This window comes from Streptomyces sp. BR123 (assembly GCF_013401435.1).
GTDB lineage: Bacteria > Actinomycetota > Actinomycetes > Streptomycetales > Streptomycetaceae > Streptomyces.
This window is the reverse complement of record NZ_JACBGN010000007.1, coordinates 44,999-66,828: the sequence shown is the minus strand read 5'-3', so window position 1 is coordinate 66,828 and position 21,830 is coordinate 44,999. Positions and strand designations below refer to the sequence as shown.

21 protein-coding genes and 6 pseudogenes are annotated in these 21,830 nt (G+C 68.8%); 10 read left to right on the top strand and 17 right to left on the bottom strand.

The window, feature by feature from the left end:
• Positions 1-174 precede the first annotated feature (174 nt).
• Together HYE82_RS02235 and HYE82_RS02230 are read left to right on the top strand one after the other, a co-directional pair.
• Entirely contained in the window at positions 175-786 is a 612-nt protein-coding gene (locus tag HYE82_RS02235; RefSeq protein WP_179172174.1) for a hypothetical protein, read from the top strand.
• 406 nt (positions 787-1,192) lie between these two features.
• Positions 1,193-1,378, top strand: a pseudogene (locus tag HYE82_RS02230) (IS110 family transposase); the annotation flags it as partial.
• A 70-nt stretch (positions 1,379-1,448) separates the two neighbouring features.
• Here the strand turns inward: HYE82_RS02230 and HYE82_RS37560 are convergent.
• The 3 genes and pseudogenes from HYE82_RS37560 to HYE82_RS02220 form a co-directional block, all read right to left on the bottom strand.
• Positions 1,449-1,580: a hypothetical protein gene (locus tag HYE82_RS37560; protein WP_256986845.1), complete on the bottom strand. Its 132-nt coding sequence runs from the start codon at positions 1,578-1,580 to the stop codon at positions 1,449-1,451.
• 25 nt (positions 1,581-1,605) lie between these two features.
• Positions 1,606-2,605 (bottom strand): annotated as a pseudogene (locus HYE82_RS38835) (IS630 family transposase).
• Positions 2,606-2,688: 83 nt separating this feature from the next.
• Positions 2,689-3,040, bottom strand: a pseudogene (locus HYE82_RS02220) (transposase); the annotation flags it as partial.
• Between the two features lie 410 nt (positions 3,041-3,450).
• Between HYE82_RS02220 and HYE82_RS02215 the strand changes: the two are divergent.
• The 3 genes and pseudogenes from HYE82_RS02215 to HYE82_RS02205 all read left to right on the top strand — a co-directional run bounded on the left by HYE82_RS02215 (position 3,451) and on the right by HYE82_RS02205 (position 5,894).
• A complete protein-coding gene (locus HYE82_RS02215; protein WP_179172173.1) occupies positions 3,451-3,669 on the top strand; it encodes a hypothetical protein in 219 nt (72 codons plus the stop codon).
• Between the two features lie 365 nt (positions 3,670-4,034).
• A pseudogene (locus HYE82_RS02210) lies at positions 4,035-4,988 on the top strand (sigma-70 family RNA polymerase sigma factor); the annotation flags it as partial.
• Between the two features lie 90 nt (positions 4,989-5,078).
• Positions 5,079-5,894 (top strand): alpha/beta fold hydrolase, encoded by an 816-nt coding sequence (locus tag HYE82_RS02205; RefSeq protein ID WP_179172180.1) that lies wholly within the window; start codon positions 5,079-5,081, stop codon positions 5,892-5,894.
• Between the two features lie 12 nt (positions 5,895-5,906).
• Here the strand turns inward: HYE82_RS02205 and HYE82_RS02200 are convergent, their stop codons facing one another.
• Positions 5,907-6,119, bottom strand: coding sequence for a DUF4287 domain-containing protein (locus HYE82_RS02200; RefSeq protein WP_179172172.1), 213 nt, complete (start codon positions 6,117-6,119; stop codon positions 5,907-5,909).
• Positions 6,120-6,236: 117 nt separating this feature from the next.
• Positions 6,237-6,787 (bottom strand): annotated as a pseudogene (locus tag HYE82_RS02195) (DUF998 domain-containing protein).
• A 585-nt stretch (positions 6,788-7,372) separates the two neighbouring features.
• Between HYE82_RS02195 and HYE82_RS37540 the strand changes: the two are divergent.
• Positions 7,373-7,607, top strand: a pseudogene (locus HYE82_RS37540) (IS630 family transposase); the annotation flags it as partial.
• 34 nt (positions 7,608-7,641) lie between these two features.
• Here the strand turns inward: HYE82_RS37540 and HYE82_RS02190 are convergent.
• Positions 7,642-8,358 carry an SDR family oxidoreductase gene (locus HYE82_RS02190; protein ID WP_179172171.1) on the bottom strand — a complete coding sequence of 239 codons (717 nt, stop codon included), beginning with the start codon at positions 8,356-8,358 and terminating at the stop codon, positions 7,642-7,644.
• 143 nt (positions 8,359-8,501) lie between these two features.
• Between HYE82_RS02190 and HYE82_RS02185 the strand changes: the two genes are divergently transcribed.
• Positions 8,502-9,449: an AraC family transcriptional regulator gene (locus tag HYE82_RS02185; RefSeq protein ID WP_179172170.1), complete on the top strand. Its 948-nt coding sequence runs from the start codon at positions 8,502-8,504 to the stop codon at positions 9,447-9,449.
• Positions 9,450-9,528: 79 nt separating this feature from the next.
• On the opposite strand, the gene HYE82_RS02180 is transcribed toward HYE82_RS02185, so the two are convergent.
• The 3 genes from HYE82_RS02180 to HYE82_RS02170 form a co-directional block, all read right to left on the bottom strand.
• A complete protein-coding gene (locus HYE82_RS02180; protein WP_179172169.1) occupies positions 9,529-10,086 on the bottom strand; it encodes a YncE family protein in 558 nt (185 codons plus the stop codon).
• A gap of 1,259 nt (positions 10,087-11,345) precedes the next feature.
• Positions 11,346-11,879 carry a DUF4142 domain-containing protein gene (locus HYE82_RS02175; protein ID WP_256986844.1) on the bottom strand — a complete coding sequence of 178 codons (534 nt, stop codon included), beginning with the start codon at positions 11,877-11,879 and terminating at the stop codon, positions 11,346-11,348.
• Positions 11,880-12,042: 163 nt separating this feature from the next.
• Complete coding sequence (locus HYE82_RS02170) at positions 12,043-12,507, bottom strand: SPW repeat protein (RefSeq protein WP_179172168.1); 465 nt, start codon at positions 12,505-12,507, stop codon at positions 12,043-12,045.
• A 233-nt stretch (positions 12,508-12,740) separates the two neighbouring features.
• Here HYE82_RS02170 and ctaD point away from each other — a divergent pair, with 233 nt between their 5' ends.
• Positions 12,741-14,477: a cytochrome c oxidase subunit I gene (gene ctaD / locus HYE82_RS02165; protein WP_179172167.1), complete on the top strand. Its 1,737-nt coding sequence runs from the start codon at positions 12,741-12,743 to the stop codon at positions 14,475-14,477.
• Between the two features lie 13 nt (positions 14,478-14,490).
• Positions 14,491-14,832, top strand: a complete 342-nt coding sequence (locus HYE82_RS02160) for a hypothetical protein (RefSeq protein ID WP_179172166.1) — start codon at positions 14,491-14,493, stop codon at positions 14,830-14,832.
• 307 nt (positions 14,833-15,139) lie between these two features.
• On the opposite strand, the gene HYE82_RS02155 is transcribed toward HYE82_RS02160, so the two are convergent.
• The 6 genes from HYE82_RS02155 to HYE82_RS02130 form a co-directional block, all read right to left on the bottom strand.
• Entirely contained in the window at positions 15,140-15,292 is a 153-nt protein-coding gene (locus HYE82_RS02155) for a hypothetical protein (RefSeq protein ID WP_256986843.1), read from the bottom strand.
• Between the two features lie 157 nt (positions 15,293-15,449).
• On the bottom strand, positions 15,450-15,998 hold the full coding sequence (locus tag HYE82_RS02150; protein WP_256986842.1) for a phosphatase PAP2 family protein: 549 nt from the start codon (positions 15,996-15,998) through the stop codon (positions 15,450-15,452).
• A gap of 40 nt (positions 15,999-16,038) precedes the next feature.
• A complete protein-coding gene (locus HYE82_RS02145) occupies positions 16,039-17,079 on the bottom strand; it encodes a YihY/virulence factor BrkB family protein (protein ID WP_179172165.1) in 1,041 nt (346 codons plus the stop codon).
• A 408-nt stretch (positions 17,080-17,487) separates the two neighbouring features.
• Entirely contained in the window at positions 17,488-18,153 is a 666-nt protein-coding gene (locus tag HYE82_RS02140; protein ID WP_179172164.1) for a DUF3618 domain-containing protein, read from the bottom strand.
• Positions 18,129-18,563 carry a phage holin family protein gene (locus HYE82_RS02135; RefSeq protein ID WP_309144167.1) on the bottom strand — a complete coding sequence of 145 codons (435 nt, stop codon included), beginning with the start codon at positions 18,561-18,563 and terminating at the stop codon, positions 18,129-18,131. The genes HYE82_RS02140 and HYE82_RS02135 overlap by 25 nt, the downstream gene beginning before the upstream one ends.
• A 2-nt stretch (positions 18,564-18,565) precedes the next feature.
• A complete protein-coding gene (locus tag HYE82_RS02130) occupies positions 18,566-19,303 on the bottom strand; it encodes a hypothetical protein (RefSeq protein WP_179172163.1) in 738 nt (245 codons plus the stop codon).
• 684 nt (positions 19,304-19,987) lie between these two features.
• Between HYE82_RS02130 and HYE82_RS39440 the strand changes: the two genes are divergently transcribed.
• Positions 19,988-20,521 carry a YncE family protein gene (locus HYE82_RS39440; RefSeq protein WP_369009800.1) on the top strand — a complete coding sequence of 178 codons (534 nt, stop codon included), beginning with the start codon at positions 19,988-19,990 and terminating at the stop codon, positions 20,519-20,521.
• 199 nt (positions 20,522-20,720) lie between these two features.
• On the opposite strand, the gene HYE82_RS02120 is transcribed toward HYE82_RS39440, so the two are convergent.
• Together HYE82_RS02120 and HYE82_RS02115 are read right to left on the bottom strand one after the other, a co-directional pair.
• Positions 20,721-21,122, bottom strand: coding sequence for a cofilin family protein (locus HYE82_RS02120; RefSeq protein WP_179172161.1), 402 nt, complete (start codon positions 21,120-21,122; stop codon positions 20,721-20,723).
• A 355-nt stretch (positions 21,123-21,477) separates the two neighbouring features.
• Positions 21,478-21,726 (bottom strand): STAS domain-containing protein, encoded by a 249-nt coding sequence (locus HYE82_RS02115; RefSeq protein WP_179172160.1) that lies wholly within the window; start codon positions 21,724-21,726, stop codon positions 21,478-21,480.
• Positions 21,727-21,830: the final 104 nt, after the last annotated feature.

The following is a 21,830-nucleotide window of genomic DNA, read 5'->3' as shown; positions in this document are numbered from 1 at the left end:
ACGGACCCCACCCGGGTGGCGCTCCGGCCCCCGCCCCCGCGCCCGCCCTCTGCCGATCGGCAGAGGGCGGGCGCGTCACACCGTCAGGATCCGCCGGTCGGCGGATGGGGTCGGCGCGCGGGGCGGCGACAGGCTGAACACACCAAGCAGCCGTGTTCCGAACGGAGTTCATCCATGACCAGCACCACTCGACGCCTCACGCCGAGCGCCGGACCGGACATCACTGCCGACCCCGGCGTGCCGCCCCGCTGGGTCGTCCGCGCGGCCCACCTGGCCGCGCTGGCCCCGCTGCCCAGCGGGCTGTGGCGGTTTGCCGCCGCGTTCGGCGTGCCGGTCGGGTTCACCGGGACAAACGCGCTCGCCGACGTGACCCCGGGCAGCTTTTTCTCCCTCTACATGATCGTGCTCTCCCTCTTTGCCGAGGCACTCGGACTGCTCGCGCTCGGCCTGGTCCAGCGGTGGGGTGAGGTGTTCTGGTCCTGGCTGCCGCTGGTCGGCGGGCGCAGAGTGCCCACTTGGTTCACCGTGCCCCTGGCGGGCGCCGGGGCCCTCGCGCTCACCGTGCTCGGCGTTGTCGGTGCTTTCGGCTGGAACCAGCCGGACACGATGGCCGCTCCGGACGCTCCGAAGGGGGTCGCGTACCTGGTGATGACGGCCTGCTACGCCCCCTTGCTCGCCTGGGGCCCGCTGCTGGCCGTGGTGACGGCGCATTACTGGCTGCGCCGTCGGCGCGCCGCCCGGCTGCGCTCGGCCGTACGGGCCGCGAGGGCCCGGGCCGGGGCGTGACCGGATCGCACGGTTCGCGCATCGCTCTGCGCGGATGAGCCCAGTGGCCGCACGGTCGGGATCGCGGCGGGGTCGCGCTGGCCGGTCCGGACGGATCAGTGGTTCCCCGTGTGCGGCCGCGCGGGCGCGGCAGTGGCTGACGCCAGTCGCCCAGCCTCGTGAGGAGGAAACGGCGAGCGGGCGAGCGTATGTCGTCCCAGGCCGGATCCGTGGCCAGGGCGTCGGCCCAGAGACCGGCCCTGCAGGTGGCATCGATCGCGCCGATACGGCAGCCGATGTCCCGAAGACGATCGAGATCCTCGGGCTCGCAGACACAGAAGGCGTCTCGCGGCGATGCGCCTTCGGCAGTGGTTTTCCATCTGCGCGGGTCGAAACGCTCAGGGTCGGGGTACGCGTCGGGGCGGTGATCTATCTCGCCGCGTTCGCCCCAGTGTCCCAACCCGAGTCACGCGCCTACTACGACCGCAAACGCCGCGAGGGGAAACACCACATCGCTGCCCTCATCGCACTGGCCCGACGGCGCATCGACGTCCTCTTCGCCATGCTCCGAGACGGGACCTTCTACGAGCCGCCCACACCGACTACGGCTTGACCAAAGCGATAGAGGCACCTTTTCGGACTCGACGGCCGCTTCCAGGGCTGCCAATGCTCCGCTTCGAGGATCATCCCGGCGGCGTGGTGGTGGGCCCGGGACGTCGCGGGTCCACGCTGACCAGGCCCATGTCGGTCTCGCCGCGAGCGGCCGCCTCGGCGATCACCGCCTCCATCAGCTGCTGGAAAGTGCCCTGCCCCACCCAGATGCGGAAGCGGTCGTATTGATCAGAAACTCATGGGATTCTCGTCCAGGATGTAGCGGACGTGTGGGCCGCCGAAGTATCCGCGGACGATATGCGGCTCGCGCTGGCGTCGGGCGGAAGAAGCGGCGGGTCTCCGCGGCGAGTTCGGCCTGAGCGCGAGCTCGATGCTGCCGGGGCAGGCTGTGCTTGAGGTCGGCGTTGACCAGCTCGTCGGGGTTCAGCTCGGGCGAGTACGGCGGCAGGAAGTGCAGCTCGACGTCGTGGGAGTGGGCGGCGAGCCAGTCGCGGACCCTTCTGGACGGTGGACGGAGTGCCCGTCGACCACGAGATGGACCTTGCGGTCGAAGTGGCCGGCGAGCCGGTCCAGGAAGCGGCACATCACCTCGGCGGTCAAGCTTCGGTGAAGACCATGAAGTGCATCCGGCCCGTGGTGCTGATCGCCGACATCGCGTTCACCGAGAACCGGTTTCCGCTCCGCCGCACGATGGGGGTCTTCCCCTTCTCTCCCCAGGTGCGGCCGGTGACCTGGTCGGAGCGGATGCCGACCTGGTCGGCGAAGAGGATCTCACCGCCCTCGGCCTTCGCCCTCGCGCGGATCTTCGGCCAGGTCTCCTGGTGCCAGCGAGCCACGGCCTCGGGGTCTTGTTCGACAGCCCGTTTGTCCGGACGCTGGAACGATAGCCCCACCGCTTCAGGTACTTTCCCACCCCCGGTTCGGTCAGCCGCACCCGGTACAGCTTCGCGATCAGCTCACCCACCAGCCGCCGCGTCCACAGCTGCCCACTCAAGCCCACGTCACAGGGACGGTGGTCGAGGACTGCCTGCCGAACGGCGGCCTGCTCGGCCTCCCCGAGCACCTGGTGCACCCCGACCGGCTTGCCCCGCGGCTGCATGACCAGCGCCTCTCGCCCGCAGGCCTGCCACTTAGCCCACCAGATGTCGACCGCCTTCAGCGACACCCCGAACACCGCCGCCACATCCTCACGGTCCCGCCCCGCCACCAACGCGGCCACCGCCCGCAGCCGAAGGGCCTCCTGCGCCGACGGCGACGTCACCCGCTGCAAGCACGAGGACGCGGACGTGCGCGAGGCGGTCCTCATCGCCGGACGGCCAGGAGGGGGCCGAGGGTGTCGACGCCGATGGGACGCTTGAGGCCCACGATCTTCTTGCCTGCATCGACGCCCCGGCCGGCGGCTGGGACGTTGGCGGACATCTTGACGCTCTGGGCGTCCAGCACGCAAGCAGTCGGCTCGGCTTCCCGCCCTTCGGCCTCTCGCGCAAGTCGGCGGAGGAGGCCGTTGAGCTGGTCAAATACGCCGTCCTTCTGCCAGGCTGCGAAGTACCCGGAGGCGGTTTCCCACGGGTGCAAAGTCGTGCGGCAAGTACCGCCAGGCGAGGCTGGTGCGGTCGACGTAGAGGACCACGTACATGATCCGGTGATGTCGTGCTGGGCGTCCGGCCTGATGCAAGCTCAGGCCGGACGCCCTCTGTTCACGGGGGGGCTGGACCTACGATCAGGCGTGCCAGAGCGCGAATACGCCAAGGAAGAACGCCGCGCACACTGTCGGTACGACCCAGGCGGGCGTTCCAGCGGCACGGCAGTGACGGGCCCAGAGGGCCAGGAACCGGGCGCCGAGCAGGCCGGAGGCTGCCACGTACAGCGCGTACAGCGGTTCGAACAGCCAGGCCGGGGATTCGAATTAGATATTGTACTTCGCGAATTCGCCGTCCTCAAGCGGCGCTGGGGCATCTCCATCCAAGCCCTGACCAACTGCGCCCACGACCTGGGCCACATCGACCAACCCGCCAGGAGAGCCTCTACAAGCAGCTCGCCGCCCGCGGATGGCGGACAAACGAACCCGTCGCCGTGCACCCCGAGCAGCCCACACTCGTCCGCGCCATGCTCGGCCGCAAGTACGGCGAACCACCGTCCCTGCTCCAAGCCGCCGAAGACTTCGGCCTGCACAACGTCCTCATGCGCTCCCTCGCCCCCGATGTCGCAGCGGACCCGGCCCCGCGCCGCACCGCACCGGTGATCAGTCTCGGCGACCGCCGTCGCAGAGGCGCACCCCTTCAGGTTCTCTGACCGGCAAGCGACGGTCGAGCAGGCGGAGCGACTCCTTGGGGCCGGCCCCGATGGTGCCGGCCCTGCTTCGTGTCCCTGCAGGGTGAGTCGCCGGTTGGGCTGGCCTACGTCCCGCCGGGGGCGAGCTGGCCGGTGGTGGCAGCATAGAGCCGGTGGGCCGAGGGCCCACCGGCTGTCTAGCCTGATCTCACGGCTCCGTACGGTGATGAGGACCTTCCTCGTTGGCGCGGCAGCGGGGACATCCTGGGAATCTTGATCACTGGCCGGGCGTCCCTGCTGACCGGTAATTTCGTGCGGCCGGGAACATCACTGGAACGACCTGCTCGGTGGCCTCGGGCGGCACGCATCAGGGGGGCGGAACAAGCATGAAGGATCTTGCCGTGGGCCACGGCGAGCGCGAGACGGCGGTCCGGCTGGAGGAACACCAGGCAGAACTGAGCGGGTACTGCTATCGGATGCTCGGTTCGTACGCCGAGGCCGAGGACGCCGTGCAGGAGACGATGATCCGGGCCTGGCGGAACGTCGAGCGGTTCGAGGGACGCTCGTCGCTGCGGTCGTGGGTCTACCGCATCGCCACCAACGTGTGTCTGGACGCCTTGGCCGCAGCCAAGCGGCGGGCTCTGCCAATGGATCTTGCCGAACCATCGCCTGGTGCCGTGCCCCCGGAAGCCCCGGAAGACGCCGCCCTCTGGATCGGTCCCTGCCCCGGAGGGGACCCCGAGGCGACCGTGGCAGCGAGCGAATCGATACGGCTGGCGTTCGTCGCCGCCCTCCAGCACCTGCCACCCAAGCAACGGGCAACGCTGATCCTCCGGGACGTGCTGGCCTTCTCGGCCCGCGAGGTAGCCGAGCTGCACAGCTCGACCGTCGCTTCGGTCAACAGCGCTCTGCAGCGGGCCCGTGCAACGCTGGCCGCGCACCGCGGACCGGCCGACGCGCCCGGCACCCAGCCGTCCGACGCCGTACGCCGGGCGCTGGCCGAGCGGTACGCCACGGCCTTCTCCCGCCACGACATGGAGGAGCTGAACATGCTGCTCCACGTCGACGCCACATTGTGCCTACCCCCGTACACGAAGTGGATGTGCGGAGTCCCCGACATCCAGGCGTGGCTGACCGGTCCCGCCGTCGGCTGCCGCGGCTCCCGCCTGATCCCGACCACGGCGAACGGCACCCCCGCCTTCGGCCAGTACCGGCCCACCCCCGACGGAACGGGCTACGAACCCTGGGCGCTCCAGGTCATCGAGATCTCCGGCAACCGCATCACCGGCATCAACGCCTTCCGCGACACCGAGCGCCTGTTCCCGCTCTTCGGCCTCCCCGCACGTATCGGCCCAGACTCCTCTGCCGACACCAGCGCCCCCGAACGCCGCCACCTCCGCAGCCCGGCACACCGCCCGAAGGAACCCCGCATGACCTGGTCAGAGCACACCGTCGTCCGTGACGGCGTCCGTATTTCCTGCCGTGGCTGGGGAGGTTCAGGGCCGTCCGTCGTTCTGTTGCACGGGCTGGCCGGCCACGCGGCCGAATGGGACGCCATCGCCCGAGACCTGAGCCCCGGCTACCGGGTCGTCGCCGTCGACCAGCGCGGCCACGGTGCCAGCCAGCGCTGTCCGCGGGACGTGTCCAGGGCCGCGTACGTCGCGGATGTCGTCGCCGTACTCGAACAGCTCGGCCTCCAGCGACCCGTCCTGGTGGGCCAGTCGCTGGGCGGCCACACCGCCATGCTCGCCGCCGCCGCACATCCCGGGCTCTTCCGTGCGCTCGTCCTGGTGGAGGCCGGGCCGGGCGGGCCGAACCGTAACGTGCAGGCGGAGATCGGGGGGTGGCTCGATGCCTGGCCTAGACCGTTCCCTTCACGGGAGGCCGCCGTCGAGTTTCTCGGCGGTGGTCCGGTCGGCGAAGGCTGGGCGGCCGGCCTGGTGGCACGCGACGGCGGCTGGTGGCCGCGCTTCGACCGGGACGTGATGGTCGGGTCGCTGGCGGAGATTGCCCAGCGGTCCTTCTGGGACGAGTGGTCGAAGGTGACGTGCCCGACCCTGGCCGTCCTCGGCCAGTCCGGCATCATCTCGTCGGGGGAGATCGACGAGATGCTCCGACTGCGGCCGGAGACGGTGGCCTTGAGTATCCCCGGGACGGGACACGATGTTCACCTGGAGCGGCCGGACGTCCTGGTGCACGTACTCCGGGAAGTGCTTGGAGAAGTCACCAGGAGCCGGACGGCGTGATCACGCTCCCGTTCACTGACCGCTGTTCTCGGCAAGCGTGTGCGCGACCAAGGCGTTGGCGTGGCCGTGCCCCAGGCCGTGCTCGGACTTGAGCCAGGAGACGAGCTCCATGTGCTTGGTCAGCGGGGAGGAACGGATGAGGTCCTTCCACTCGGAGATCGAGCGGCCGTACTTCTTCTCGATGGAGGGGAAGTAGCTGGCAGGACCCTTTACCGCGTCGGTCATGGGATGTCCCCGTTTCTTGTCGAAACGATCTTGATGGTGTCGATGATGCCTGCCGGGTGCGACAGGCGGCTACTGGTTCACCTGGGCGGTGGCCAGCCGGGCTGTCACCGCCGCCAGCTAGCACAGGCCGAGTCCCGCGCCGGCCATGAAGGCCAGGACGGAGGCGGCGGACGCCATGAAGCCGACGAGAACGATCACGGGCGCGAGGCGCGAGGCACGAGCCCAGCGGCGGTGGCCCCGGGCGGCGAGCGGGTGGGCCAGGACGACGAACGCGGCACACAGGGCCAGGTAACCGATCATCCCTGCGAACATGTGCGCGGCGCGGTGCCCGCTCATCACCGTCGCGTCCGGGGAGCTTTCGGGGAAACCTGCCCCGGCGTCGGCCGGGAAGAGCGCGGCGGCCCAGAACGAGGCACCGAAGACACCGACCAGGACCGGGCCCAGGTTCCTCCCGCACCTCCGTGCAACGTCCGGCGCAGACCGGCGGCACCCGCGATCAGCAGCATCCCGGTGAGCAGGAAGTTCACCGTCTGGATCCACCCCGCCTCCCCGAGCGCGAGCTGACTGATCGCGTTACGGGTGAAGTCGAACCCGTCACGCGCGAATCCCTGAGCGATGCCGACCAGGAGAAACAGCGGGCCCGCCGACCAGAGCCCTCCGTGCCGCAAGACCAGACTCAGACGCGACAGGGGTGACGTGCTGGGTTGCGCTGAGCGTGTGGGTCATGGACGGGCCTTCCTCGCGTCGGTGTTGTCGCCCTTATGACCGACGGCCGTACGCAAAGTCATCGCCCCCACCCGAGTGCGCTGCGTCACAGACCGCTCCGTCCCGTCCGCCGGCTTGTCGAGAAGGCCGTGCCACCACGTGCCAGTAGAGGCGGTGAACAGCGGTCAACAAGGGGTCGCGCAGGGACGACCGAAACGACATCTTCGGAACTTGTTTCAGCAGGTCAGAGGCTATCTGGAGGCCCAAGTGCCGGGTGATTCCTCGCTCTCACTCGTTGACTTTGTGCCTTGGTGATAGAAGAACATGACAGACCGCCCAAAAACATGCCAATAGCCACTGAAATCAGGCAAATTGGACCGGGTGCGACTAGGGCCACGCCCAGGTACGCGAGGGCAGGTTCGCTCTTTCGGCGGCGCCGGATGCTGTCCTCCGCCCTCTGGGGCGCGCGGAAGCGCCAGCGGCCTGGCGCGGCTCGCACCCTTGCTTGAGTACGGTGCGACGCGAGAATTCGGTGCTCATGAGGTCCCATCGCCGAGCGCGAGTGGCTGACGGTGATCCAGCTGCCCGCACTCGCCCGACCTCAACCCGGTCGAGTGGGTATGGGCACACGTCAAACGCGGCCTGGCCAACCTCGCCGTCATGGCCCTCGACCGCCTCGAAACCCTCGTCCGCAACCGGCTCAAACGCCTTCAATACCGGCCCGACACCCCCGACGGCTTCATGGCGGGCACCGGCCTGACCCTTGACGACCCAGCGTCACCCCGACGAGCTGAAGTCAGCATGTGTGGCGCGTACGTCACACCAGTGCCGCGCCGCCGTCTATCGCGAGCGTGGTGCCGGTGACGTAGGCGTTGGACAAGACGAAGAGATAGGCCGCCGCGGCTTCCTCGGCAGTGCCGACACGCCGCGTGAGCAGCTCGGACCCGGCGCCCTGGAGGAAAGCCTCCGGGTCCGGGACACTGCCGTCCCACAGCTCGGTGCGGATCACACCGGGCTGGATCACGTTGACGCGCAAAGGGGCGAGTTCGACGGCGAGTGCCCGGGACAGGGCCTCGATGCCGCCGGTGATACCTGCCGTGAGCGCGGTTCCGGACAGGGGGCGGATCGCGAGGACGCCGGAGCTGAAAGTGATCGAGCCGCCGTCGCGCAGTCGCGGCGCAGCGTACTTGGCGCAGAGGAACGCGCCCCAGAACCGGCGCTCGAAGACGGCCCTGGCCTCCTGCGGGGTGGTGTCGACCAACGGCTTGATCAGCAGGGATTCGCCCGCGGTGTAGACGAGGTGGTCGAACTCCCCGACTTGCTCGAAGAACGCGGCGATGGCGTTGCCGTCGGCGACGTCCAGGCGGCGGCCTTCGGCCGACTCGCCCAACCGCTTCGTCGCGGCGTCCACGCGGTCCTGATTGCTGGAGGCGACCACGACGTCCGCGCCGGCCCCCGCGGCCTGCTGGGCTACCGCGAAGCCGATGCCGGAGGTTCCACCGATGATCACGATCTTCTTGCCGGCCAGAGACATGGGATCCGTTCCTTCGTCGATGCAGTGCCGGGGTTCGGCAACCGCCACGACAAGAACGTACGTCTCCACATCGAGACGGTGAATGACTTGAGATCTTGATCCTCTGTCATATCGTCTCATCATGCAGCCACTAGAGTGGCGCTATGGACATCCTGAGCGACACCCTCGAAGTCCTGCGCACGGGACGCCCGATGGTGACTCGCACCGACGCGCACGCCCCTTGGGCCCTGAAGTTCCAACCCATCTCAGGAGCCGGATTCCACGTGGTCGTGGAAGGACACTGCCACCTGCTGCCACCGCGCGGCCAACCGCTCGCGCTCGGACCCGGCGACATCGTGTTCCTGCAGCGCGGCAGCGGACACACCCTGTGCGATGCACCGGGCCGCGATCCGGTGGACTTCGTACCGGACCGCGTGGACCGTTCCTCGCCGATCGGCCAGGTCACCGTGGACGGACCAGGGCCGCACACGGTGCTGGTGTGCGGCGCGTACGCGATCGACGTCGATCGCCCGCATCCGCTGTTCAGCGATCTACCGGAGGTCATCCACCTCCCCGCGGTTCCGGGCCGACACCCGGTGCTGCGCTCGGCGGTCGATCAGCTGTGCGCCGAGTTCCACGCGCCGCAGCCGGGCTCGGACGCGGTCGTCACGGCGCTCATCGATCTGCTGCTGCTGTACATCCTCCGGTCGTGGTACGCCGAACTACCGAAGGAGCGGACCCGGGGTTGGGCGGCCGCGCTGACCGACCCGGCAGTCGCCCCGGCCCTGAAGGCGATCCACGACGATCCCGGCCATCCCTGGACCGTGGAGTCTCTGGGCACCCGCGCCGGGCTGTCCCGCGCGGCGTTCGCCCGCCGCTTCGCCTCGGTGGTCGGCGAGCCGCCGTTGACCTACCTGACCAACTGGCGGATGGCCACCGCGGCGCGGTTGCTGCACCAGTCGCCTGCCCCGCTGAGCACAATCGCGCAGCGCACGGGGTACACGTCGGAGTTCGCCTTCGCCAAAGCTTTCAAACGACACTTCGGATCGCCGCCGGGCGCCTACCGCAAGCAGGTCAAGACGGCAGGCGACGAACCAGGCGGACACAACTGACGGTGAGGGCCGGGACATCGCCGCAGCGGACTGGGAAGCGGGGCCCGCTGACGATCCCGGCCTCGCCTCAGCGTGTTGATCACGCTGACGGTGGTGCCGGTGGAGTTGCTGACGTAGGCCCGCAGCCCGTCGGGGCGGACGGTGACGGCTTGGGGCCGTTTCCCACGGGGACGGTGCCGGTGACGGTGTGGGTGGCCGTGTCGATGACACTGACGGTGTTGGCGCCGGAGTTCGCCACGTAGAGGCGGGTGCCGTCGGGGGTGAGGGCCAGCCCGCGCGGGGCGTTGAGGCCGCCGATGGTGGTGAAGAGGGTGTCGGTGGCCGTGCTGACGACGGCGACGGTCCCCGAGCCGGGCAGGGTCACGTAGAGGTTCTGGCCGTCGGGGGTGACCGCTGCGGCCCACGGGCCGGCCCCCACGGCGATGGTGGCGGCGACGGCGTCCGCGGCGGTGTCGATCACGCTCAGGGTGTTGCCGCCCGAGTTGGTCACGTAGGCGCGCAACCCGTCGGGCCGCATGGCGACGGAGTGGGGTGCCGGTCCCACCGGGATCGTGTCGGCGTCGGCCACCAGGGGCAGGGCGGCGGAGGGGAAACTTCCGGACTTCTCGTCCTGTGGCGGGGCTTGACCGACTGGCATTGCCGACTCCTCTCGACCGGACTCCCGAATTCGACGAGTGTCAGAGCGAGTTGAGGATTTCAGCCCTGCAGTCCCATAACCTGGCGCCCGTGACTTTCAGGAGTCGATTCCGCGCGTACTTCCCCGAATCGTCCCACCCGCCGCGACCCTGCACAATTGGTCAACCGGAGCGCTCGGGCGCACATGTGACCAGCGGGAAGTAAATACATCTTGTAATATTCACCACTCACTGCATCATATGCACCCTACTCATCCGTGGAATGCCTGCTTCAGTTTTTACACGAAGCCCCCAGCCTCCGTACGGTCCCTGGAACGTTACGCTCGCCCCCGAGTCAACGCCGTCGCCAGGCACGTTACTGAGGACGACTCCGCCGCCCGCCGTCGGGGTTTCTTACAGCGGCCTACGGCACGTTTCCGGCGTATTCCGGGTGGCTTCCCAAGGGCTTGCAGGGAATCAAGGTGTTGCTTCCCGTTCTGACGCCTGCTGCTGTGGTATTTAAATGACTGGCTGCGAGAGTTATGAGCACATGCCGAAGCCGATCACGTTGCCCCGAGTCGGGATTCGCAGAAGTCCTCTCAAACCAGAGCGTGGTGCGAGACAGTCCTGACAGGCATCCGGCGTGGACCTGATGCCCGATCAAGCTGCAATCGCGGTGGAACGAAACGACTATTCCAGGTGCGAAGCCCCGTCGGGCAGTTCCTGCCACCCCCCCCGCGGCGGGAAGACCGCGACGAAGTACCACACCGTCCGCCTCATCCTCGTGGCCCCGCTTCGGAAGAAGCTTCACGTGCCGGTGCCCGAGGACCCCGCCAGGGGCGGCCGTGAACCGGCCGGACGTCATCGCCCCGCAACGGGCGACCCGGGTGGACGTCCCCGGCCGGCAACGGCACCGACCCTGAACTGATGGAACGTCACCTGGCAGGCCCTTGGCCCTCCACCGACAAAATGCTGGACACGCTCGTTTGAACAGAGCGAGGACGGGACGAACGACGTCGTGGCGGCGCTGCTGGCGCAGGCCCGGCATGAAGGGCAGGACACGTGATCCCGATGCCGCCGCACCGTACCAAAGGGCCCTGGCGTACTCGGCGCCACCCCTGAGCTGGGGGCAGCGCGGCCGAAGCGGCGGCCGATGCTGTGCCGCGGTCAGGGGCAGCGCTCAGGCGGGATGCAGGAGAGGAGACGAGGTGAGCAGCGCGCGGACGCCCGAACGGGACGAGTACGGGTTCGCGCGGGGCCACGACGCCGGGGAACCGGTCCGTCAGCCCATGGGGTGGCAGGTGGCGTCGCGCACCATGTCAAGGTGCCGGGCGACGATGGGCCGCGCCTTGTTGGCGGCTGCTGTCACATCCTTGTTGTCGCCCTGGTCGATCTGCTTGTCGATCAGTGCCAGCGTGGTCTTGTGGCCGGCTTCCTGGGCAGTCAGCCACGCCTCGTCGTAATCGGGGGAGCCGGCCTTCTGCTGGACGCCCTTGAGATGTTGCTCCTGTTCCGGTGTCGGGGTGGCAGGCAAGCTGATGTTCATCTTGTCGGCGAGCGCTTTCAGGTCGGCGTCCAGCTTCGTATGGTCCTTGACCAGCGCGGCACCGACGTTCTTGACGCAGGAGTCCTGTGCGTTCTTCCGTGCGTCTTCCCCGGCGGCGATCTCCGCGAGGTTGGACTGGTGGGCAGCGACGACGAACTCCTTGTCGCCATCCCCACCGGGCTGTGCCGCGAAGGCCGAGGGCGCACACAGCCCTACCGCGGCTGCGAGCATGGTCGTCACGGCGAACGGTGATCGGCGTATGGCAGTCATCCTTTCCCCTTCCTCACGGCCGTCACCCCGGTTGGGCAGATCGGCCGGTGGCTTCCCGCGCCTACCCCTCTCGGCGCACTCGAACGCCGGCGGGCTTTCTCACGTCCGGGTGCGCGAACACCAGATGGGCGACGGCGCCGCCATCCTGCCGGCCGGCCGGGCCTCAACGGCCCCCGGCCTTTCGGACCGTCTCGGCGGAGGGGCGGTGCTCCTGTCCACCGGTGGCCTGGCGGTCCCTGCGCAGGACCAGCAGTGATATCGCCGCGAGCACCACGAGGACGGTGCCGACGGCGATGTCGAAGATGCGGGTTCCGCTGTTCATCGCCGTGTTCTGCAGTCCGAGGACGAACGGCGACGCGATCATCCACAGGCCGCCGAGGCCGATCACCACATCGGAGAGCACACCGCCGCCCCGGTACAGCCGCCGACCGGCGACGAACATCAGAACCAGACCGACAAAGGCTTCATTTACCTGTGCGTCCTTGGGTCCGTCCTGAGTGATCATGGTGAACAGCCACAGGGCGAGGGCAGCAGCGAACATGAGGAGGCCGAGGATCTCGTCATGGAATCCCTGCCGCAGCACATGTGCCCGGTCTTGCCGGGTGAGGGGTTGCGTGGAGACGGGCATGGGGTCCTCCTTGCCGACTGGCACGGCGATGCCAGCCGCCTACCCCCGCTCCGGCACGCCACGCCCGTGAACTGCCGAGGGACGGGCTATGGCGGCATCCGCCCGGCGGGGACCGTTGGGCCTCACCCGTACGCGCCTTCGCCAGGGCGGACGAATCGGCGTTGAGGAGCGTAGACAGGTAGCGGTGAGCCAGGAGATCGATACTCACCGCTACTTCACGCGAGGGATTCCGCATGGCAATGACATCGACCGAGCCGGTCGCTCCGGTCCCGACGCCGGGGCGCACGCCGGGGCAGGTGGTGGTGACCTGGCTGTCCACCACCGACCACAAGAAGATCGGTCACTTGTACCTGATCACTTCGTTCGTCTTCTTCCTGGTGGGCGGGGTGCTGGCGCTGGCGATCCGGGCGGAGCTGGCCCGGCCGGGGACACAGATCCTCTCCAACGAGCAGTACAACCAGGCGTTCACCCTGCACGGCACGATCATGCTGCTGCTCTTCGCCACGCCGACGTTCGCCGGGTTCGCCAATGCGATCATGCCGCTGCAGATCGGGGCGCCGGACGTGGCCTTTCCTCGGCTGAACATGCTGTCGTACTGGCTGTTCCTCTTCGGCGGGATCATCGCCTTGGCCGGGATCCTGACCCCGCAGGGCGGCGCTGACTTCGGCTGGACGGCCTATACGCCGCTCAGCAACGTGACACGCAGCCCCGGCATCGGCTCCGATATGTGGATCATGGGGCTGGCGATGGGTGGTTTCGGCACCATCCTGGGCGCGGTGAACTTCGCCACCACGATCATTTGCATGCGCGCCCCCGGCATGACGATGTTCCGGATGCCGATCTTCACCTGGAACGTGCTGCTGACCTCGGTGCTGGTGCTGTTCGCGTTCCCGGTGCTGGCCGCCGCGCTTCTCGTGCTGGAGTCGGACCGGAAGTTCGGCTCCCACGTCTTCGACCCGGCCAACGGCGGGACTCTGCTGTGGCAGCACCTGTTCTGGTTCTTCGGCCACCCCGAGGTGTACATCATCGCCCTGCCGTTCTTCGGGATCATCACCGAGATCCTGCCCGTGTTCTCCCGCAAGCCGATCTTCGGCTACATCGGCCTCGTCGCCGCGACGATCGCCATCGCCGGACTGTCGGTGACGGTGTGGGCCCACCACATGTTCGCCACCGGGGCCGTGCTCCTGCCCTTCTTCTCCTTCATGACGTTCCTCATCGCCGTCCCCACGGGGGTGAAGTTCTTCAACTGGATCGGCACCATGTGGAAGGGCTCGCTGTCGTTCGAGACGCCGATGCTGTGGTCCATCGGCTTCCTCGTGACGTTCCTGTTCGGCGGGCTGACCGGCATCATTCTGGCTTCGCCGCCGATGGACTTTCAGGTCACGGACACCTACTTCGTCGTCGCCCACTTCCATTACGTGGTCTTCGGCACCGTCGTCTTCGCGATGTTCGCGGGCTTCTACTTCTGGTGGCCGAAGATGACCGGCACCATGCTCGACGAACGCCTCGGCAAGATCCATTTCTGGACGTTGTTCATCGGCTTCCACGGCACCTTCCTCGTCCAGCACTGGCTGGGTGCCGAAGGCATGCCTCGCCGGTACGCCGACTACCTGGCCGCCGACGGTTTCACCGCCCTGAACATGGTCTCCAGCGTCGGCGCGTTCCTGCTCGGCCTGTCGACGCTGCCGTTCTTCTACAACGTGTGGAAGACTGCCAAGACCGCGCCCCGTGTCGAGGTCGACGACCCCTGGGGCTTCGGGCGCTCCCTGGAGTGGGCGACCTCCTGCCCTCCGCCGCGGCACAACTTCGTCACCCTCCCCCGGGTACGTTCCGAATCCCCCGCCTTCGACCTCCACTACCCGGAAATCGCCGCGCTGGAGTGGACCGGCGACCACGGCGAGCGGGACGTCGTCGACGAGGCGGGTGCCCGCAAGACGCCGGGCACCGGCCCGGGCCCGGCCACACGGTAGGCGGCGCGCGCCCATGGACCGGAAGGAGACCACGGCCGGCCTCGCCCGGCTGGAGGGCTACCTCATGAGCCAAACCGCCCTGCAGGAAGCCGCAACGGCGGGCGAGACGTTCGCCCGCTGCTTCTCCTGGCTCGGCCCCCACGAACAGGACGAGATCGCCCGCCGCTTCGCCGACCACCACCTCGCCCTGCGCAAGCAGATGCTGCGAGCGGCGATCGATCGCGCCCACGAACTACGCGGCGAATACGGCCACCGCTACGCCGTGCTGCGCCGCCGCACCGTCGCGGTGGCGCTTGGGGCCGTCGTCGCCGTCACGGCAGCCGCAGTCGGCATGAGCATCACGGTTCTGCGCTGACCTCATGCCTCCGATAGCTCTCCTACGCGGCCGCGCCGCAGTGCGGCCGGATCGAGCACACGTGCCCCGAGCGCACATGTGCAGCATTCCGAGGGGCCCGGTATGCGCCGGAACGGGCCTGTGCGTGGCTACCTGGACCTTCGGTTTCCTGGTCCCCGCTCCGCGCCTCGTCTTCGGTGGTCTTCGCCGCCTTCTGGACGGTCGGAGCCGAGTCCGCCGCGGTCGGCGGGCGGCCCGTACTGCTCGACCTGTTCGCGCAGCTCCTCGGGAGTAGGTGCGGCTTCTTTGTCGCCCTGGGAGGGGGTACTCATCGGTGTGCTGTCTTCTTGATCTCGGCCATGTCGTCCTTGACGCGGTCGCTGATCTGCTCGGGTGCAGGGGTGCCGGCCTTGGCGATCTGCTTCTTCCCGGCAGCAGCCATCCCGGCGGCTACGGCTGCCCGCAGGGCGGCGGTGATCAAGGCGGACGCCCAGACGGCAGGAGCAGGGCGAGGGCTGCGACGGCGCCGACCAAGACCTGCGTGGCGAGGATGCCGACCAGGCCGCCGCCCACGCCGAAGCGTTTCTGTCAAAGCACGCTTACCCCGCAACCTTCTGGTCCCCCGCAGCGGCTTGTGGTCAGCCCATGTGGCGGACAACGAGGCGAGGTGTCGCCCGGACCAGGGCGGCTGCGGCCAGGCCGATAGCGGCGCCGGCGGCGACGTCGGAGGGGTAGTGCGCGCCGCTGTGGACCCGCTCGATCGCCACCAGCGCCATCGGTACGGCGCACGCCGCGCCGGCCCAGGGGCAGGAGGGCGCGATGGCCGCGGTGAAGGCGACGGCGGCGGCGGTGTGGCCGGAGGGGAAGGAGGAGCTGTCGGGCCGGTCCTCGACCTTGTCGTGTGGGACCCACTCCTTGGGCGGTCGGCGACGCTCGACGAGCTGTTTCGCGACCCCGTTGGACAGGAGCTCCGCCACGGCCATGGCCGTGACCCCGGCTGCCGCGGCTTTGCGGCCCTGCCCGCCCCCGCCCGTCGCCATGATCACGGCGGCCGCCCACCACAGTTTCGTGTGCTCGGCCGCTTCTTCCAGCGGCGGCAGCAACTGGCGGGCCAAGACGGAGTCCCACGCGGCCATCCGTTTGGTGAGCCGATGATCACCGCTGCGCAGGGACGTCAGGATTTCCATGCTTCGCCGCTTGCCCGCCCGCGGCCGCGCCACACGGGGCTCACTCCATGCGGCGGCGGTCTTCATCACTCCACTTCCGAGTGTCCCGGGGCTCGACGTAGGGCTCCTCGTCTTCAGGGTGTCCGCCAGCGATGGCGCGCTGTCGGACCATTTCGGCGTCGAACTCCAGGCCCAGGAGGATCGCCAGGTTCGTGATCCACAACCAGATCAAGAAGATGATGACGCCCGCGAGAGTGCCGTACGTCTTGTTGTACGAGCCGAAGTTCGCGACGTAGAAGGCGAAGCCGGCCGAGGCGATCATCCAGATCACCAGCGCCAGGAGACTCCCGGGTGTGATCCACTTGAATCCGCGGCCCTTGGCGTTGGGGGCAGCCCAGTAGAGGATCGCGATCATGATCGTCACCAGCAGGACCAGGACCGGCCACTTCGCGATCGACCACACGGCCAGCGCCGTGTCACCGACGCCAAGGGCGGCGCCCGCCTGCCGGGCCAGCCCGCCGGTGAACACCACGATCAGGGCACTGACCACCGCGAGGATCATCAGCGTGATCGTCAGCGCCAGCCGTAGCGGTAGTACCTTCCAGGCCGGCCGGCCCTCGGGCATGTCGTAGACGGCGTTCGAGGTACGGATGAAGGCGGCCACGTAGCCCGAGGCGGACCAGATCGCAACCGCCAGGCCGACGAGGGCCAGGATCGAGCCGACACTGCTGGTGCCCTGGAGCTGCTGCACCGCGTTGCTGATCACGTCACGCGCGGAGCCGGGTGTCAGCTTGTGCACATTGTCCAGCACCTGCTTCGTCGCCGACTCGCCGGCGATGCCCAGCAGCGACACCATCACCAGGAGGGCCGGAAAGAGCGCCAGCACGCCGTAGTACGTCAAGGCAGCGGCCCGGTCGGCCAGCTCGTCGTCCTTGAATTCCTTCAGCGTGCCGCGCAGCACCGCCGTCCACGACCGCTTCGGCATCTGCGAAAGCCGATCCGGCGCCCGCTCCTCAACCCGCTCATCGGGACCCACGCTGCCAGTCCCGCCCGCAGCGGGCTCGCGGTCCTCGCCGTCCTCTGGTTTCGGCGTACCTGTCATACATGGCGGCTTTCCACCCACACCCACTCCCATGCACCGACCGGAGGCCGGGCGGCCTGAGCGCGCTGCCCACACAAGCGCGTTGCCCACACAGTAGGAAGGTAGGCGAGATTGGAACGCGTCCGCCTGACCACCAAGGAGCAGACCGTCGAGGAAGCGGTCACCGGCGAGGTCCGCAAGGAGAAGGTCGAAGCCGACACAGACGGCGACATGCGCGACCGCTGACACCGGTCGGGGAAGAACCCATTGGGGGACGTCCGCTCGGCCGGCGGGCCCCTCCCCTTGTTTTGCCTCGGCTGAGCGGACTGACGTCTTCGGGGCACCCGTTCAACCGACGCGCGAGCGCGGGCCCGCGGGAATGCCGCGAGCCCGCACCGTTCTCAGAAGTCCCCATCTATAGGGTGGGGCTCAAGCAGAACCGGAGGTGCCGGGGGTGGGGCGCACTTCTTCGGCAGCGTCCTGGCCCACCTGGCGCAGGCCCTGCGCTGTCTCCTGGCCGGCGCTCTGGGCGTGGTCCTTGGTGGTCTCCGCTGCCTCCTGGGCGGTGCTCTTCACCGCCTCCACGGCCTGTGCCGCGGGCTCCCTCATCTCCTCCTTCACCTCCTGGGCTGCTTCGACGACCGTCTGCTTGACCGGTTCCAGCAGTTCTTCGGAGTGCTCCCTCATTTGCCGTCCGGCACGTTCCTCGGCCTCGGTGGTCGGCAGGAGCGCGGCAGTGAGCATGCCGGCGCCGAAGGCGATCAGCCCCGCGCCCAGCGGGCTTCCCTGGGTCTGCCGCTTCACCTGCGAAGGCGCCTGCTGGAGGGTCTCGCTCACCGTCCCGCTGACGTCCTTCGCGGTCTCCGTGATGGTGCCGGCGGCCTGGCTCAGGCCTTCGGAGGCCCCGTGCGCCGTGCTCTGTGCCGTGCCCATCACACGCTCCCTCACTCCGCTGACCCGGTGGCGCACCGAAGCGGCCTTGCGCTGCGCCATCCTGCGGGGGCTCATCCTGTCCGCGAGGGCGTCGACGTTACGCGCCAGATGCTCACGCCGGTACTCCGCGTCGATCCTCAGCTCGTCGGGTGTCGGGCCCATCGCGCATCCTCCTTCAGCGACTCCACGGTCTGTTCGGGCTTGAGGTGGACGTTGCGCCAGCCTGCACGTCCGCTCACGTAGAGCGCCGCGCCGACGGCGGCCCACAGGGCGGTGACGATCAGCGCGGCCCACGCAATGTTGATCACGTTGGCCATCGCGAAGACAGCCGTGAGGCTGCCGAACAGCATCACCATGTGGCCGGCGTAGCCGGCGCCGCCGAGCATCCCGCCCGCTTTGCCGGCTTTGGCGAACTCCTGCGTGAGCTCGGCCTTCGCCAGTTCGATCTCGGTGCGGACCAGTCCGGATACGTCTTGGCCGATCGCCTCGACCAGATCACCGATCGACGGCTCGGCAACCTGACGGTGAGGCGGGGCGGGGCGCATCGGTCGTTCCTGATATGCGGTGGCCACGGTCACATCCCTTCCGCCTGCCGCGACGAACCGCCGTACGGCTGCGCACCGCCGGCCGGCGGGTGGGAGGACGGTGTTGGGACCACGTGCGGGGGCTGCGACTGGCCGTAGGTGTCGGTCAGGTCGTCGTAACCGGCCGGTATGCCAGCCGGTTGGACCGGAGGAACGCCTCCATCAGTCCGGTCACCTGCACCAGCCGCCGGACCGCTGCCTTCGCCCGTACCGGTGTCGGCGGAGGCGGCCGCGATTACCCCCTTCTCGGCCCGCCCGATGAGGAACCCGGCAATGGCCGCGCCCGCCAGGAAGGTGCCCGGGCGGCGGCGGGCGAAGTTCTGCAGGTCGCTGACCAGCCCCCCGGGCCCGCGCTGCTCGATCCGGTCGGCGGCCTGGTTGCCGCCGTCGGCCATCTTCCGCGCTACACCGGCCATGGTGGAGTCGGGCTTGCCGCTCTCGCTCATCTCCTTCAGCTCCTGCGCGAGCCGGCGCACGTTCTCCGCCAGGCTTTGAGTCTGGGCCTGTGCCTGCCCCTGGAGCTGATCGCGCAGGTCGCTGGCCAGATTGCGGGCCTGGGAGGTGGCCTCGCCGACGACGTTGGCCGCCTGCTCTTTCGCCGTTCCGCCTACCTCGGCGGCCTTGCCTCCGACGAGAGCGGCGCCCTCGCTCGCCTTGTCCTGCGCCGTCTGCGCTACCGCCGCCGCGCTGCTGTCCTGCCGGCGGCTCGATTCCTGGAAGTCACTCAAGGCTCCTCCTGGTCAATCGAAGGATCAAAAGTCCCCGCCCGGAGTGCGCCTGCCCCAGGTTTCAGCCATCAACCTCGCCCACACGACGAGGCATCGAACCCCGTCGCGCCGTGCCGGTAGGGGTTCGTTCGGCGGCGCGGGACGGCGTTTCACCGCTTCCCCCACAGGCCGGGTGAACGGCTGGGTACACAACGGGACCTACGTGGGCTACTCATGCAGCGCATGCAACGGACACGAAAAGATCATCACCACCTGGTAGCCGGACCGGTCGCGGGCGGGCCGTGCGCCGAGAAGGGGCACGGCGCGGGTGCTGCGATGCCGGACGCTGCACGTGGTGCCGCGGCTCGCGACCCACCCGGGCCGCAGCCGCTCCTTTCCCAAATGGCCCCCCAGACGCACGTGCCCGCAGCCGGACAGGCTGGAGCGTGACCGATCGGCGGCCGAATGCATCAGGGCGGGACTCGTCGGCGACGACCTGGCCTCGGACGAGCGGCACCGATCCGGCCCGGACGAAGGCTTCCGCGCCTGCCTCCGGCAATTCGAAGACCACCGTCGGCGAACTCGCGCGGCTGGCCGCGGGAGATCTTTCATGGTCAACAGGCTCGCAGCACCGGCTCCCCGCATACACCGAGCGTCTGGAGAGCCGCCACGCGAGCGCGGTGATACTCGCCACACTCTGGACGCATGGGTCCGCTGGGCTGCCCATGCGAACGAGTAGCCCTCAGCCGAGCGGCGCGTATTGCGCCCGTCGGCAGCGGACCGACCGCTCTGGTGCTCACCCCCCGACGGCCGTCGCCTGTACGTCTCCGCCCTGACCTCGGACGACGTGTCGGTGGGGCGACGTTCAGGACGGCGCGGAAAATCGGACCGCATCCCAGTCGGGGACCAGCCTGCTGGAATCGGGTGCGACCGGATGGCCGCCAGGTCTACGTCGCCAACATCGGGTCCGACAACGTGTCCGTGATCAGCACCCGCGGCCGTGCCGTCACCGACACCGTCGCCGTGGGAGATGGCCCCAGCAGCCTCGCTGTCAGCCCGGGCGGCTCCCCGGTCTACGTCAGCAACTTCGACTCGGACACCCTCTCGGTCATCGACACCCCTCGACAGCCCGCGCAACGGACACAGTGGCCGTGGGCGACGGGCCGACCGGCGTGGCAGCGGCACAAGGAACGAGGGCCTGACCGGGGTCCGAGCGCCGCGCCAGTGCGGCTCGCCTGAGCACGTGAGCCCACGCCGGCCAGGGCGTCCAGGAAGGATCCCCTTCCCTCGCCGCTACCTACCCGAGGGCAGCATGAACCAGCTCTACCCCGAGCGAACGCGCGGCTCAACCAGCGACCTCTTAAGTGCCGACAGGACAACCCCATGTTGCCGAGTTTCGTTCTGGCCAGAACACCTGGCCCGCGCGGCCGGAGTCTCGTCAGCCGGCCAGGGCAACGAGCCTGTGGTAGTCCAGCTCATCTGCCCGCCTGGCCGTGAGGCGAACGTGAACGTCGGCGAGGTACCCCTTCAGGACGGTGTAGAGGGCTGTGTAGGCCTCTTCCTGTCCGCTGCCACCGGGCGGCATCCAGAAGACCAGCAGCTGTTCGTTCCTGCGCTTGCCTTCCCGGGTGGCGAAGGACAGCTCGTGGATGACCAGACGTGGCTTGTCCTCGGGCAGGGCCTGAATGAGCTCGTCATGGGTCAGATTGCCCTCCACCTCCGCCACCAGGACCTCGAGGGTGTCGATGTACTGGAGGATCACGGTATTGATCTCCCGCGTCTCCCTCAGGTGGCGGAAGGCATCAAGGCACCCCTCCGAAAAGCCGATCAGGCTGCTCACGCACACCCCACTTCGCTCGTGGCCAGGGGCTGAAGATACCGCCGGTGATGCAGAGGAAGGCTGCAGGAACTCCGGCTCATTTCGTGCCGCCCAACCGCCCCGGGCCCGACCGGATCGCCGGCTTCGCGGAAAACACCCGGCCTGGCCACACCTGCCTTGCCTCCCGCTGCCGATCACAGCTTTCGCCGGGACGGCGCCCCATGGGCCGGCTCGGCGCCGGTGGCGCGGTGGGATGCTGCAGCATCCTGCAGTGTGCGGCGCAGCAGGCGGGGGCGGGGCCAGAGCAGGGCTTTCCGGCCCCTTCGGGTGGGTAGAGGCTGTCGATGAGGTCCAGGAGCCTGTGGGGCTGTCGCTGTCAGTTGTAGGCGAAGAACGTGATTCCTCGCTCGTCGGCGCTACGGGCGAGGTCGATGAGCCGGTGCAGGCCGGTGACGTCCATGAACGTCAGGTGGCACATGTCGCACAGGAGCACGTCGATGCCCTCGCCGCAGGCCGCGTGCAGGTCGTCGAGGGCGGATCTGCTGTCCAGATCGAGTTCACCGGCCAGTGTTACGTGCACGGCGGGACCGTAGCGCCGCACGGTGATGCCGAACTCCCATTCCATGCCGTCTCACCTCGCCGTGACCGGCCGGCTTGATGCGCGCCCGCCCGGCTTTCGGGGAGCTGGCCCGATTGGATGCGCACGCCCTGAAACGGCAGCAAGCCCAC

What these genes read in the sequence shown, in the direction of transcription:
- HYE82_RS02235 (WP_179172174.1), top strand. Translation starts at nt 175, where the DNA reads ATGACCAGCACCACTCGACGCCTCACGCCGAGCGCCGGACCGGACATC.
- HYE82_RS02205 (WP_179172180.1), top strand. Translation starts at nt 5,079, where the DNA reads ATGACCTGGTCAGAGCACACCGTCGTCCGTGACGGCGTCCGTATTTCC.
- HYE82_RS02200 (WP_179172172.1), bottom strand. Translation starts at nt 6,119, where the DNA reads ATGACCGACGCGGTAAAGGGTCCTGCCAGCTACTTCCCCTCCATCGAG.
- HYE82_RS02190 (WP_179172171.1), bottom strand. Translation starts at nt 8,358, where the DNA reads ATGTCTCTGGCCGGCAAGAAGATCGTGATCATCGGTGGAACCTCCGGC.
- HYE82_RS02185 (WP_179172170.1), top strand. Translation starts at nt 8,502, where the DNA reads ATGGACATCCTGAGCGACACCCTCGAAGTCCTGCGCACGGGACGCCCG.
- HYE82_RS02180 (WP_179172169.1), bottom strand. Translation starts at nt 10,086, where the DNA reads ATGCCAGTCGGTCAAGCCCCGCCACAGGACGAGAAGTCCGGAAGTTTC.
- HYE82_RS02175 (WP_256986844.1), bottom strand. Translation starts at nt 11,879, where the DNA reads ATGACTGCCATACGCCGATCACCGTTCGCCGTGACGACCATGCTCGCA.
- HYE82_RS02170 (WP_179172168.1), bottom strand. Translation starts at nt 12,507, where the DNA reads ATGCCCGTCTCCACGCAACCCCTCACCCGGCAAGACCGGGCACATGTG.
- ctaD (WP_179172167.1), top strand. Translation starts at nt 12,741, where the DNA reads ATGGCAATGACATCGACCGAGCCGGTCGCTCCGGTCCCGACGCCGGGG.
- HYE82_RS02160 (WP_179172166.1), top strand. Translation starts at nt 14,491, where the DNA reads ATGGACCGGAAGGAGACCACGGCCGGCCTCGCCCGGCTGGAGGGCTAC.
- HYE82_RS02150 (WP_256986842.1), bottom strand. Translation starts at nt 15,998, where the DNA reads ATGGAAATCCTGACGTCCCTGCGCAGCGGTGATCATCGGCTCACCAAA.
- HYE82_RS02145 (WP_179172165.1), bottom strand. Translation starts at nt 17,079, where the DNA reads ATGACAGGTACGCCGAAACCAGAGGACGGCGAGGACCGCGAGCCCGCT.
- HYE82_RS02140 (WP_179172164.1), bottom strand. Translation starts at nt 18,153, where the DNA reads ATGGGCCCGACACCCGACGAGCTGAGGATCGACGCGGAGTACCGGCGT.
- HYE82_RS39440 (WP_369009800.1), top strand. Translation starts at nt 19,988, where the DNA reads ATGGGTCCGCTGGGCTGCCCATGCGAACGAGTAGCCCTCAGCCGAGCG.
- HYE82_RS02115 (WP_179172160.1), bottom strand. Translation starts at nt 21,726, where the DNA reads ATGGAATGGGAGTTCGGCATCACCGTGCGGCGCTACGGTCCCGCCGTG.